Origin of the sequence: Pseudomonas sp. TNT2022 ID642, assembly GCF_028656995.1 — a bacterium.
Lineage (GTDB): Bacteria > Pseudomonadota > Gammaproteobacteria > Pseudomonadales > Pseudomonadaceae > Aquipseudomonas.
Window position 1 is genome coordinate 77,176 of sequence record NZ_JAMDGW010000002.1, and the last position, 12,663, is coordinate 89,838.

The 12,663-nt window shown below is 60.2% G+C and carries 11 protein-coding genes; 3 read left to right on the plus strand and 8 right to left on the minus strand.

What is annotated here, in order from left to right; translation table 11 throughout:
• Positions 1–71: 71 nt before the first annotated feature.
• The 7 genes from M5G26_RS03810 to M5G26_RS03840 form a co-directional block, all read right to left on the minus strand.
• Positions 72–614: an exonuclease domain-containing protein gene (locus M5G26_RS03810; RefSeq protein ID WP_122844282.1), complete on the minus strand. Its 543-nt coding sequence runs from the start codon at positions 612–614 to the stop codon at positions 72–74.
• Positions 615–684: 70 nt separating this feature from the next.
• Positions 685–2,646 (minus strand): acetyl/propionyl/methylcrotonyl-CoA carboxylase subunit alpha, encoded by a 1,962-nt coding sequence (locus M5G26_RS03815; protein ID WP_273914478.1) that lies wholly within the window; start codon positions 2,644–2,646, stop codon positions 685–687.
• Between the two features lie 117 nt (positions 2,647–2,763).
• Entirely contained in the window at positions 2,764–3,561 is a 798-nt protein-coding gene (locus M5G26_RS03820) for an enoyl-CoA hydratase/isomerase family protein (protein ID WP_273914479.1), read from the minus strand.
• Positions 3,558–4,715, minus strand: coding sequence for a citronellyl-CoA dehydrogenase (gene atuD / locus M5G26_RS03825; RefSeq protein WP_273914480.1), 1,158 nt, complete (start codon positions 4,713–4,715; stop codon positions 3,558–3,560). Before atuD ends, M5G26_RS03820 begins: the two co-directional genes overlap by 4 nt.
• A 30-nt stretch (positions 4,716–4,745) precedes the next feature.
• Positions 4,746–6,362, minus strand: coding sequence for a geranyl-CoA carboxylase subunit beta (gene atuC, locus M5G26_RS03830; protein WP_150694209.1), 1,617 nt, complete (start codon positions 6,360–6,362; stop codon positions 4,746–4,748).
• Positions 6,363–6,365: 3 nt separating this feature from the next.
• Positions 6,366–7,235 (minus strand): SDR family oxidoreductase, encoded by an 870-nt coding sequence (locus M5G26_RS03835; protein WP_150694210.1) that lies wholly within the window; start codon positions 7,233–7,235, stop codon positions 6,366–6,368.
• A gap of 12 nt (positions 7,236–7,247) precedes the next feature.
• Positions 7,248–9,032 (minus strand): acyclic terpene utilization AtuA family protein, encoded by a 1,785-nt coding sequence (locus tag M5G26_RS03840; protein WP_273914481.1) that lies wholly within the window; start codon positions 9,030–9,032, stop codon positions 7,248–7,250.
• A gap of 184 nt (positions 9,033–9,216) precedes the next feature.
• On the opposite strand from M5G26_RS03840, the gene M5G26_RS03845 reads away from it, so the two are divergent.
• From M5G26_RS03845 to M5G26_RS03855, 3 genes are all read left to right on the plus strand, one after another.
• Complete coding sequence (locus tag M5G26_RS03845) at positions 9,217–9,840, plus strand: TetR/AcrR family transcriptional regulator (protein ID WP_122597091.1); 624 nt, start codon at positions 9,217–9,219, stop codon at positions 9,838–9,840.
• A gap of 92 nt (positions 9,841–9,932) precedes the next feature.
• On the plus strand, positions 9,933–10,730 hold the full coding sequence (locus M5G26_RS03850; protein WP_134176296.1) for a substrate-binding periplasmic protein: 798 nt from the start codon (positions 9,933–9,935) through the stop codon (positions 10,728–10,730).
• Positions 10,731–10,816: 86 nt separating this feature from the next.
• Positions 10,817–11,830, plus strand: coding sequence for a GNAT family N-acetyltransferase (locus M5G26_RS03855; RefSeq protein WP_273914482.1), 1,014 nt, complete (start codon positions 10,817–10,819; stop codon positions 11,828–11,830).
• A gap of 109 nt (positions 11,831–11,939) precedes the next feature.
• Here the strand turns inward: M5G26_RS03855 and M5G26_RS03860 are convergent, their stop codons facing one another.
• On the minus strand, positions 11,940–12,494 hold the full coding sequence (locus tag M5G26_RS03860; RefSeq protein ID WP_016985448.1) for an RNA polymerase factor sigma-70: 555 nt from the start codon (positions 12,492–12,494) through the stop codon (positions 11,940–11,942).
• Positions 12,495–12,663: the final 169 nt, after the last annotated feature.

Here is a 12,663-nt window from a genome sequence, read left to right on the forward strand (position 1 = left end):
CGGCCAGTATGCACAAGGCGTTTGGCGCCGTCACCTGCCCGGCGCCTGTCCGCTGAGTTCTCGAATTGACCCTAGAGTGGCAAGACCAGTGGCAACAGCCGCGCAGTGTTGCGCGCATCCTCCAGTGCCCGGTGCTGCTGACCGCTGAACTGCATGCCAGCCAGTTGCAGTGCACCGTTGAGCCCCAGTGGCCGTTCCAGGCGCCGGGCCTTGGCAAAGCGTTGTTTGAGATTCATGTGCGGCACCCGGCTCAAGCCGCTGTCGATTTGCAGGCGCTGCCATTCCTGGAGCAATTGCTTGCGGTCGTAATCGCCCCAACTGGCCCAGCCTTCAAGGCGCGTTTGATGTTGCGCGAGCCAGCGCTCGAACGCCGGCCAGACTTCATTCAACGGCTGCGCCGAGTCGATGTTGGCCTGGGTAATGTGTGTCAGTTCACGACAAAATGGCGTGAGCAACGGCCGCCGCGTCGGTTTGACGAAGCGCTGGAAGTGATCCTGCTCGCGCCCGGCGCGATCGACCAGGGTGGCGCCGATCTCGATAATTTCCATCTCGGTGACCGGCCAGCCACCCTCATCGGTGGTGGCTTCCAGATCTATGACCAGCCAGTGGGGCATCGCAGGGTTCCTGATTTCCGCGTTCTGATAACTCAGAGCGTAGCCAAAACCCGCAAGCGTGTGTGGGTGACTACTCGACCTGCAACAGAACCTGACGATTTTTTACCTGATCGCCGACCTTGACCTGCACCCGCTTGAGCACGCCGTCGATGCCGGCCTTGAGCGGGTGCTCCATTTTCATTGCCTCCAGCACCACCAGCAACTGACCTTTGCTGACCGGGCTGCCTTCACTGACGAGAACGTCGACGATGGCGCCGTCCATCGGCGCTTTCAGAGTGCCGGAGCTGACGCTGGTCTGACTGTCGATCACTGCGTGAGTTCGATCCTCCAGGCGCAGACTGCCGGGATGGCTGAACAGCCAAAGGTGCCCGCTATCCAGTCGATACGCGTGACGCTGGCGCAAACCGTCGATTTCCAGTGTCAGCGATTGCGTGTCCTGGTCGATGAGTTTTAACTCGAGCGTGCGCTCGGCAACCTGCACGGTGAAGGCGCCTTGCGCGTGAGCGAGCAGTTGCGCTGTCCAGTTCTGATCATCAAGCCCGAGTCGATAATGCAGCGGCACACTGGCATTGTTGCGCCAGCCGGTGAGCGGCGCGCGGTGGGCGAGGGCGCTTGATTGATAGAAAAGCATCGCTGCAATCGCCAGTTCCTCGGCATTCGCAATGTAACGGTGCAGGCAAGGGTGTTCGCTAAAGTACCGGGCAATGAACGCAGTACTGAATTCGCCACTGATGAACTGCGGATGTTGCAACAGGCTGGCCAGCAAGCGCTGATTGCTTTGCACGCCCAATAACACCGTGTCCTGTACCGCGCGCAAGAGTTTGCGCCGGGCTTCTTCGCGGGTGGCGCCAAAGGCGATCACTTTGCCCAGCATCGGGTCGTAGAACGGGCTGATCGATTGCCCTTCCAGCAAGCCATGATCGATTCGCGCACCGTGCTGCAGCGCCGGCTCCCAGGCTTCTACTCGACCGGTTTGCGGGAGGAAGTCTTGCGCGGGATCTTCGGCGTAAAGCCGCACTTCCATGGCATGTCCGTTGAGCTGCACCTGGTCCTGGGTCAGTGGCAACGGCTGCCCCTCGGCGACCAGCAATTGCCACGCGATCAGATCCAGCCCGGTGATCAATTCAGTCACCGGATGCTCGACTTGCAGGCGCGTGTTCATCTCCAGAAAGTAGAACTGCCCGCGCGCATCGAGCAAAAACTCCACGGTGCCGGCGCCGACATAGTTCACTGCGCGCCCGGCCTTCAATGCTGCCTCACCCATGGCCTGGCGCAGGTCGGCGGTCATCACCGGGCAGGGCGCTTCCTCGATGACTTTCTGATGGCGACGCTGGATCGAGCAATCGCGTTCGCCGAGGTAGATCAGGTTGCCGTGCTGATCGCCGAACAACTGCACTTCGACATGCCGCGGTTCGATCAATGCCTGTTCGAGGATCAATTCGTCGCTGCCGAAACCGTTCAGTGCTTCGGAGCGCGCGGTGCGTAATTGCGCCGGCAAATCAGCGCCGGTGTGCAGCAGGCGCATACCGCGCCCGCCACCGCCGGCACTGGCCTTGATCATCAGCGGATAGCCAATGCGCTCCGCTTCACGCAGCAGGGTCGCATCGTCCTGTTCGGCACCTTGATAACCGCCGATGCAGGGCACGCCGGCTTCGAGCATGGCGATTTTCGAACGGCGTTTGCTGCCCATCAATTCGATGGCTTCGACGCTGGGGCCGATGAAGATCAGCCCGGCCTGCTCGCAGGCGCGGGCGAACTCGGCGTTTTCCGAGAGAAAACCGTAGCCGGGGTGGATGGCGTCGGCGCCGCTGCGGCGGGCGGCGTCGAGGATCGCCGGGATGTTCAGGTAGGACTGCTGCACGGGGGCGGGGCCGATGTGTACGGCTTGATCGGCCATTTGTACGTGCAGGGCATCGGCGTCGGCGTCGCTGAAGACGGCGACGGTGCGATAGCCGAGGGCTTGCGCGGTGCGCTGGATGCGGCAGGCGATTTCACCGCGGTTGGCGATCAGGATTTTGTGGATGGCGGGCATAGTGATCTTCCTGAGTATTTGGCGGTGGGATGGCAGGCCTCTTCGCGAGCAGGCTCGCTCCCAGAGGAATTTGCATCGTTCACAAAACCTGTGGGAGCGAGCCTGCTCGCGAAGCTTTTAGCTGGCCCACCGCGGTTTACGCTTTTGCACGAAAGCCATAGTGCCCTCGATCCCTTCGTCGCCCGTCACCGCTTCGCTGAACCACTGCGCCGCCTCATCAAGCAATTCACTCGAAGGCTGCCCGGCACTCGCCAACAACAATTTCTTGGTCATCGCATTCGCTTCCGGCGCGCAACACAGCACATGCTGCAACACTTCATCGAGCCGCTCGGCCAGCGCTTGTGCATCCTGCTCGACAAAATGCACCAGCCCCAGACGCCGCGCCTGATGCCCATCGAAACGCGCAGCGGTCAGCGCCAGTCGGCGGGTTTCGGTCAGGCCGATGCGCTGCACCACAAACGGCGCAATCTGCGCTGGCAGCAAGCCGAGGCTGGTTTCCGGCAGGCCGAATTGCGCCTGGTGATCGGCAATCGCGATATCGCTGACACAGGCCAGCCCGAAACCGCCGCCAAGCACCGCACCTTGCAACACCGTGATCAGCACTTGTGGCGCGTGCTGTGCTTCTTCCAGCAGGGCGCCGAACGCGCGGTTCAGATCGCGATATGCCTGCGCACCCTGAGCGCGAGCGCTGGCCATGTCCTTGATATCGCCACCGGCACAGAAATGCCCACCAGCACCGCTGAGCACCAGCGCCCGAACCGTACGGTCATCGCGCACAGCCGCCAGCACCGCGCGCAGTTCGCTGACCATCTGCAGGCTCATCGCATTGCGGCTGTCCGGCCGATGGAGGGTGATGTGCAGCACGCCGCCATGCAGCTCCAGCAATAGCGTCTGGCATTGCGGCAGGCTGCTCATTTCTTTTTCCCCGGGAGGATGCCCATCAGTTTGCAGATGATCCCCAGCATGATTTCGTCAGCGCCGCCGCCAATCGACACCAGTCGTACATCGCGATAGGCACGGGCCACCGGGTTGTCCCACATGAAGCCCATGCCACCCCAATATTGCAGGCAGCTGTCGCTGACTTCGCGGCCGAGGCGCCCGGCCTTGAGCTTGGCCATTGACGCCAGGCGCGTGACGTCCTGGCCTTTTACATATTGCTCGGTGGCCTGATAGACCAGCGCGCGCAGGCATTCGATTTCGGTCTGCAATTCGGCGAGGCGGAAGTGAATGACCTGATTGTCGATCAGCGGATTGCCGAAGGTCTTGCGCTCCTTGCAGTACTCGATGGTGCTGTCGACGCAATATTCCAGGCCCTTGATCATGTTCGCCGCGCCGAATAGACGTTCCTCCTGAAACTGCAGCATCTGCATCATGAATCCGGCGCCTTCATGGCCGATGCGATTGCGCTGTGGCACGCGCACGTTGTCGAAAAACACCTGGGCGGTTTCCGAACTGCGCATGCCGAGCTTGTCCAGGTGCGAGCTGAGGCTGATCCCCGGCGTGTTCATCGGCACCATGATCAGCGACTTGTTGATGTGCGGCTTGTCGTCCGAGGTGTTGGCCAGCAGGCAGATGAAGTCGGCACTCGGCGAGTTGGTGATCCACATCTTGCTGCCGTTGATCACGTAGTCGTCGCCGTCCTTGCGCGCGGTGGTTTTCAGCCCGGCGACATCCGAGCCGGCACCGACTTCAGAGACGCCGATGCAGCCAACCTGCTCGCCGGTGATCGCCGGGCGCAGGAATTCGTCGCGCAGTTCATCGGAGCCGAAGCGGGCGAGGGCGGGCGTACACATGTCGGTCTGCACGCCGATCGACATCGGAATGCCGCCGCAATGGATGGTGCCGAACTCTTCGGCGGCGACAATCGAATAGCTGTAGTCGAGGCCCATGCCGCCGAATTTTTCCGGTTTGGAAATGCCCAGCAAACCGAGGTCGCCGGCCTTGCGGAAAATTTCGTGAATGGGAAAGCGCCCGGCCTTTTCCCATTCATCAACGTGCGGATTGATTTCGTGCTCGACGAACTGGCGGACGGTACGGCGCAGGGCTTCGTGTTCCGGGGTGAAGATCATTGTTATTGTTCTCCGTAAGATCCGTGGCGGTCAGAACCGGCTGACGCCGAAGCTGTTGGGTTGCAATGTGCGAATGTCGGCTTCGTGGCAGATATCGAGTAAATAGCCGAGCAGGGTGCGCGTGTCGCGCGGGTCAATCAGCCCGTCGTCCCACAGGTTGGCGCTGCCGTAAAGCGCGGTGGACTGGCTGTCGAGTTTCTGCGCGGTGACCTGTTCGAGCATGTCGAGCATCTTCGGGTCCGGCGTCAGGCCGTCCTTGAGCTGTTTGGCTTCAGTCACAATGCGCAGCACTTTGCCGGCCTGCGCGCCGCCCATCACCGCCGTGCGGCTGTTCGGCCAGGCGAAGATAAACCGTGGATCGAGGCCGCGTCCGCACATCGCGTAGTTGCCGGCACCGTAGGAACCGCCGACGACGATGGTCAGTTTAGGCACCCGCGCATTGGCCACCGCTTGAATCAGTTTCGAGCCGTGCTTGATTACGCCTTGCTGCTCGGATTCGGTGCCGACCATAAAACCGGTGGTGTTGTGGAAAAACAGCAGCGGGGTCTGGCTCTGGTCGCACAACTGGATGAACTGCGCCGCTTTGCTCGCACCGTTCGGGGTGATCGGACCGTTGTTGCCGATAAAACCGCAGGCGCGGCCCTGAATCTTCAATTGGCCGCAAATGGTCTGCTGATCGAACTCGCCCTTGAATTCGACGAAGCAAGACTCGTCGGCGATGCGCGCGATGATTTCGCGCACGTCGTAAGGCTTCTTCGGATCGTCGGGGATCAGCCCGAGCAATTCATCGATCGGGTAGAGCGGTTCTTTGTATTGCGGCTCCGGCAGCCACGGCAGTTGCTCATTCCAAGGCAGCATGCGCAGGATTTCACGCACTTGGCGCACGCCGTCGGCATCGTTTTCCGCAAGGTATTCAGCCGTCCCGGCGACCTGCGCGTGCATCTCTGCGCCGCCCAGTTCTTCATCGGTGGCGACTTCGCCGGTCGCGGCTTTGAGCAGCGGCGGGCCGGCCAAAAACAACTTGGCCTTGCCGCGTACCACTACAACGTAATCCGACAGTCCCGGCTGATAAGCGCCGCCCGCCGTGGCCGAGCCGTGCACCACGGTGATCTGCGGCAAACCCATTGCCGACATCCGCGCCTGATTGGCAAAACTGCGCGCGCCTTCGACGAAAATCTCGGCGGCGTAATTGAGGTTGGCGCCACCGCTCTCGGCGAGGGTGATCACCGGGAGTTTGTTTTCCTGAGCGATCTGTTGCAGGCGCAGGGATTTTTTCAGACCGCTGGGCGAGATCGTCCCGCCCTTGATCGCGCTGTTGTTCGCCACGATCATCGCGCGGATGCCGCAGACGTAACCGATACCGGCGATCAGCCCGCCACCGGCCGAACTGCCGTCCTTGTCGTCATGCAATTTGTAGCCGGCGAGGCTGGCCAGTTCGAGGAACGGCGCGCCGGGATCGAGCAACAGGTTCAGGCGTTCGCGCGGCAGTAATTGCCCGCGCTTGTCGAATTTCGCCTTGGCTTCGGCTGCTTTATTCAGCAGATTTTGTTCGAGCTGCTGCACTTGCTCGATGGCTGCGAGCATTGCTGCACGATTGCGCGCAAACGCCTCACTGTGAGGGTCGAGTAGGGACTGGATCTGCGGCATGGCTTACTCCTTGTCCTTGAGCACATCTGGCAAGTACGCCCGGTGAAAGCCGTTGAATGACTCACTGTGAGTCGCCTTGTGCAGTGGCCATGCACGGCTGCCGAGGCTGGCCGCGCCATCGATTTTCAAGGTGCTGCCACTGATGAACGCCGCCGCCGGGCTGAGCAGAAACACAATCGCGGCGCTGACTTCCGACTCGGTGCCGATGCGCTTGAGCGGTACATGTTCACGCAGGGTGGGAATCACCGCTTTGAACGCGCCTTCGTAAGTGTCCATGCCGCTCGACGCGATCCAGCCCGGCGCGACCGCGTTGACCCGCACGCCGGCATAACCCCATTCGAACGCGGCGGTTTTGGTGAAGTTGTCCATGCCTGAACGCGCCGCGCCGGAGTGGCCCATGCCGGGCATGCCGCCCCACATGTCGGCGAGCATATTGACGATGTTGCCGCCGTGTTTGCTCATCGACTGGTTGAACACTTCCCGCGCCATCAGAAATCCGCCGACCAGATTGGTTCGCAGTACGGTTTCGAAACCTTTCTGATTGATCGAAGCCAATGGCGACGGGTATTGGCCGCCGGCATTGTTGACCAGACCGTGAATCGGCCCGTGTTCGGCAATCAGTTCTTTCACCAATTGCTTCACCGCTTCTTCATCGCGGATATCGCAAGCCTTCCAATGCGCACGGCCACCGTCCTCGGCAATTTCCGCGGCGACGTTTTGCAGTTTTTCCGGTTTGCGCCCGACCAGCAGCACATTCGCGCCGAGCGCTGCCAGTTCATGCGCGGTGCAACGGCCGATGCCGCTGCCGCCGCCGGTGACGATGATGGTCTGGCCGCTGAACAGATCGGCGTTGAAAATCGACGCGTAAGCCATGCAAACCATCCTCTAGTCGAGCTGTTCGGCGATGCTCTGCGGCACCGGGATCTGGATTTCCAACAGTTGTTGGGCGAAGGCTTTGCCTTGCGGGTCGATGCGCAGACTTGCCACGCCACCCCCGCCAAGAGCGTTTTCCAAGAGAAAATTCAGGCTGTGGGTGCCGGGCAGATACCAGCGTTCGACCCGGCCGTGAATCGGGTCGAGCACATGACTCATCCAGTCGACGATGACGGCCGGGGTCAGCGCTTCAGCGATCCACGGCAGGTATTCGGGCTTGCGCGGCAGCACACCGATGTTGCTGTGGTTGCCTTTGTCACCGGAACGCGCCACGGCCAGTTTCACCAACGCCACACTGGCATCGGCGCGGCCCTGAGGTTTCGGCGGTTGCTGGGCAATCGGCAAATCTTCGCTGTCGAGCGCTGCCAATGAGGGCAGGGCACAAGGATGGCGAACGCCGGCCAGATCAATCTGCAAGGTGCAGGCACTTTTATCGATCAGGAATGAAAACAGGAGAATCAGCGGGTACACCGTTGGCCGTCCGCCGACGATGCCGGTCAGGCCTGGTGCCATGCCGGTGGCGGCCTGGGCGATTTCCCGGGAGAACAGCACTAATGCCTGTTTCAGCGGGTGGCGCACGGCGAGTTTGATCACCACTTCGCGGCTGTCGTGGCGCTGGCCGTGGGGGCCGTAGGTGGCTTCGCTGCCGAGCAATTCAATATCGGTTTCGGTGTAAGGCGGCCAGCCGCGCTGGCTGAACATTTCCGCTGTCTTGGTGATGATCGCCTGACTGACGCGTTGCGCCTTTTCTACCGCATCGATGCCAGCGATCAGGCAACTGGCGGTGCAGCGAAAACCGTCCGGATACGTGGCGCTGACCTTGTATTTATCACTGGGCGGCAGGCCTTTGCCGCCGTGGACGTGAACGAGGTTTTTACCTTGTTGCTGGAGTTTGACGTGAGTGAAATCGCAGACCACGTCAGGCAACAGATAGGCCTGCGGATCGCCGATTTCATACAGCATCTGCTCGCCGACGGTCAGCGGTGTGACCAGTCCACCGGAACCCTCGGGTTTGCTGACGATGAATTGGCTGTCGGCGCTGACTTCGACGATAGGGAAACCGATGTGTTCGTAATCCGGCACGTCGCGCCAATCGGTGAAGTTGCCACCCGTGCACTGCGCGCCGCATTCGATGATGTGCCCGGCCAGCGCGGCCTGGGCGAGTTTGTCGTAATCGTGCCAGGACCAGCCGAATTCATGCACCAGCGCGGCGCTGACCACGGCGCTGTCGACCACGCGGCCGGTGATGACAATGTCGGCGCCCAGGCGCAGCGCTTCGACGATGCCCGGCGCACCGAGGTAGGCGTTGGTCGATAAGCACATCGGCGGCAGCGGGGCGCCGCTGAACATCTCGGTGATGGCGCTGAGTTGTTTGAATTGGGGTTGCAGGTCATCGCCGAGTAACACGGCAATTTTCAGCGGGACACCGGCCTTGTCGCATGCCGCTTGCAGGGCGGCGGCGCAGGCTTGTGGATTGACCCCACCGGCGTTGCTGATGACGCGGATGTTCTGCTCGGCCAACTGCGGCAACAGGGGCGTGAGCACTTCGATGAAGTCGCCGGCAAACCCCGCCTGCGGATCCTTCATGCGTGCGCCGGCCATGATCGACATGGTGATCTCGGCCAGGTAATCGAACACCAGATAGTCGAGCTTGCCACCTTTCACTAACTGCGCGGCGGCGGTCGACGTGTCACCCCAGAAGGCACTGGCACATCCGATACGGACGGTGGTGGGCATTTTTATCTCCGACTCAGCAACCTGCGACAGAAGTGTCTGGAGGCTACCAAGCAAGCGCTTGGTTTGTAAACAGTTGAAACTATCTTCTGCCCAAGCGCTTGCTTGGTTGCCGCTGGCGGCTTAAATTGCGCGCAACCCTGCGGTTTCAGGGGGCAACAGACTGATCGACTGTAGGAGAGAACGGGTGGACGAGCAAAAAGCCTTGAGGGTCATGCGCGATTTGGTCGACGAAGGCCAGTTGACCGACCCCGACAGCGCCCGCGGCAAATTGCTGCAAGTGGCGGCTCACCTGTTCCGCAACAAAGGCTACGAACGCACCACCGTGCGCGATCTGGCCGGCGCCGTCGGTATTCAGTCGGGAAGCATTTTTCATCACTTCAAAAGCAAGGATGAAATCCTCCGCGCGGTGATGGAAGAAACCATCCGCTATAACACTGCGTTGATGCGTGCAGCACTCGCCGATGCGGCTGATGTGCGCGAGCGCGTGCTGGCGCTGATCCGCTGCGAATTGCAGTCAATCATGGGCGGCAGCGGTGAAGCCATGGCGGTGCTGGTCTACGAATGGCGCTCGCTGTCCGAAGAGGGCCAGGCCAAAGTGCTGGCGTTGCGCGATGTTTACGAAGACATCTGGCTGCAAGTGCTGGGTGAAGCCAAGGACGCCGGGTTTATACGTGGCGATGTATTTATTACCCGACGTTTCCTCACCGGCGCACTGTCATGGACGACCACCTGGTTCCGTGCTGGCGGCAGTTTGAGCCTTGATCAACTGGCCGATGAGGCGTTGATTCTGGTCCTCGAAGAGCGTTGAAGCACTTTCTATCCGGCCGGGAAACTGGCTAACTGGGCGAAACCGCCTAGCTTGAATGCATTGATCGGTATTTTTTCGGGGAGTGGGGTGTTTTGAAGTCTTTGCCAATTCGGACGGCCGCGGGATTGATGCTCGCAGCGCTGGCTGCATTTTGGGTATTGCCCGCTCAGGCAGCGCAATTGGTTCGGGTCGGCGCGGCGCATTTTCCGCCCTATACCATTCGTCCGGAAAACGGTGCCGATACAGGCCTCTTGCCGCAATTGGTCGAGGCTCTCAATCGCCTGCAAAGCGACTATCAGTTCGTCCTGGTGCCGACCTCGATTCCCCGGCGTTTCGGGGATTTCAAGCAGGGCCGGATCGACATGGCGATTTTCGAGAATCCCGATTGGGGCTGGAAGGAAATTCCCCACACGGATGTCGACATGGGCCTTGAGGATGCGGAGATTTTCGTCGCGCAACGCGAAGACGGTCGTCAGCAGAACTATTTTGCCGACCTGACCGGCAAGCGTCTGGCACTGTTCAGCGGTTATCACTACGAATTCGCCAACTTCAACGCCGACCCAAAATTCCTCGCGCAGAATTTCAACGCCACGCTGACCTATTCCCACGACAGTAACCTGCTGATGGTGCTGCGCTCGCGTGCGGATATTGCCCTGGTGACCCGCTCGTACCTGAGCGATTACCTGCTGCGTAACGAGAAGGTGCGCGACGAGTTGCTGGTTTCGCAGCGCATTGATCAGGTTTATCACCATTACGCCATTCTTCGTCCGACGGCGCCCATTACCGGCCCTGCGTTTGCCCGACTGCTGCAAGGCCTGCGCGACAATGGCGAGATGCTGAAGATTTTCGATCCCTACAAAATTGCGGTGGTGCCAGTGCCTCATCGCTGAGGCACTGATTTTCCGCAAAGCCTAAATTTCCCCTTTCGGCTCACGTCACATTGTTGAACTGTCGACGATTATCGTGAGCCCGACCCATGTCCAATCTGAATGACCTGACTGCCCTGGCCTTGCCTTCGGGCAGTCAACTGATCGCTGATGCAACTGAAAGCCGTCTGAGCCTTAGCCTGGACGGGCAACCGCTGATCCGCCTGCGCCTTGATCGGGAGGTCAAGGGGCCGATCCAGATCGATGAGCGCTTTGCGCTGCCGCCCGGGCAGGCGTTATGGGCGGCCTGTTACTGGCTGTTCGCGCGGGATCCGGCGTGCCAGCAATTGACCTGGCAACTGGATCAGCCGCCGACCGAAGCCTTGCTCAGTGGCTTGTTGGTGAATACCGACGTGGCTGGCGAATATCGCTGTGAACGCACGCTGTTCTGGCAATTGCCGCAACCATGGCTCGGTACTTCGTTGACCGGCAGCTACCCGCAGCAAATGCTCATCAGCCAAGGCAAACGTCATCCACTGCGCCCGGTGAAGCCACGGGGTGAGGTGTATCGGCGTTTCGATGCGCGTCTTGGTGCGTGGATTTCCCTGCGCACGGTCGAGATCGAAGAAGACCTGCCGCGCTTCAATCGCTGGCAGAACAGCCCGCGCGTTGCCAGTTTTTGGCAGGAGGAGGGCAGTATCGAGAAGCACCGCGAGTACCTGAGCAAGCTCGATGCCGATCCGCACACGTTGACGTTGATCGGCTGTTTCGATGATCAGCCGTTTGCCTATTTCGAAGCCTACTGGGCCAAGGAAGATCGCATCGCGCCATTTTACGACGCCGACAATTACGATCGCGGTATTCACATGCTGGTCGGCGAAGAGGATCACCGCGGCCCGCACAAAGTGGCGAGCTGGTTATCGGCGCTGGTGCATTATCTGTTTCTCGATGATCCGCGTACGCAACGCGTGGTCGCCGAACCGCGCGCCGACAACGCGAAGATGATCGGCCATATGCAGAATCAGTGCTTCCACTGCGAGAAGGAATTCGATTTCCCGCACAAGCGCGCGGCGCTGATGATGCTGGGGCGTGAGCGGTTTTTTGATCGGTGCAAGCTGGCCTGAGGCGATTTAAAAGCAAAAGATCGCAGCCTTCGGCAGCTCCTGCAGAGGAATGCATTTCCATGTAGGAGCTGCCGGAGGCTGCGATCTTTTTCTATCTGGCCACGTGGTCTTAACGACGACCGGCAATCACCGCATCCCGACGACTGCCCGAGACCTTGCGGCAGTGCACCAGCGCATCACGAATCATGAAGTTGACCAGGGTCGGCGAAACGCCGAGTTCCTTGGCGATGTCCTTTTGCGGCACGCCGTGCAGGCGGTACATCTCGAACGCATAGCGAGTGCGACTGGGCAGCTCGGTCAGTGCATCGGCGATGTTTTCCAGGGTCGAGAAGTTGATGTGTGAAGTTTCCGGCGAAGCACCCTGAATGACCACATTCAGCCCTTCCTCTTCAGGGCCGGAGTACTTTTGCTCAAGCGCCTGTTTGCGGTAGTGATCGATGGCAAGGTTGCGCACGATCTGGAACAGATAGCTCAGTTGAGCCTTGATCGACGACGTGATCGGTGGCGCCGACTGCAGGCGGAAAAACGCATCCTGCACCACGTCTTCGGCGCGTGACCGGCAGCCGGTAATACGGGCTGCAATCTTGACCAGAATCAGTCGATTGTCGACGAATGCCTGAAGTAGCGGTGAATCGCACCTGCTTGTGGATACTTGTTCCGTCATGGAAATCACCTTGCTGCCAAATAGGTTAGTGGGACGCCTGAAGGGAAGGGGCCGTCCTACACATCGAGCGACAAATTATGTTGAATGATAATGATTGTCAAATGAGAAAGAGAACTAATGATCCACAACAGTGCATTCTGAGAACTGCGACACGCCGCCACACCCCAGC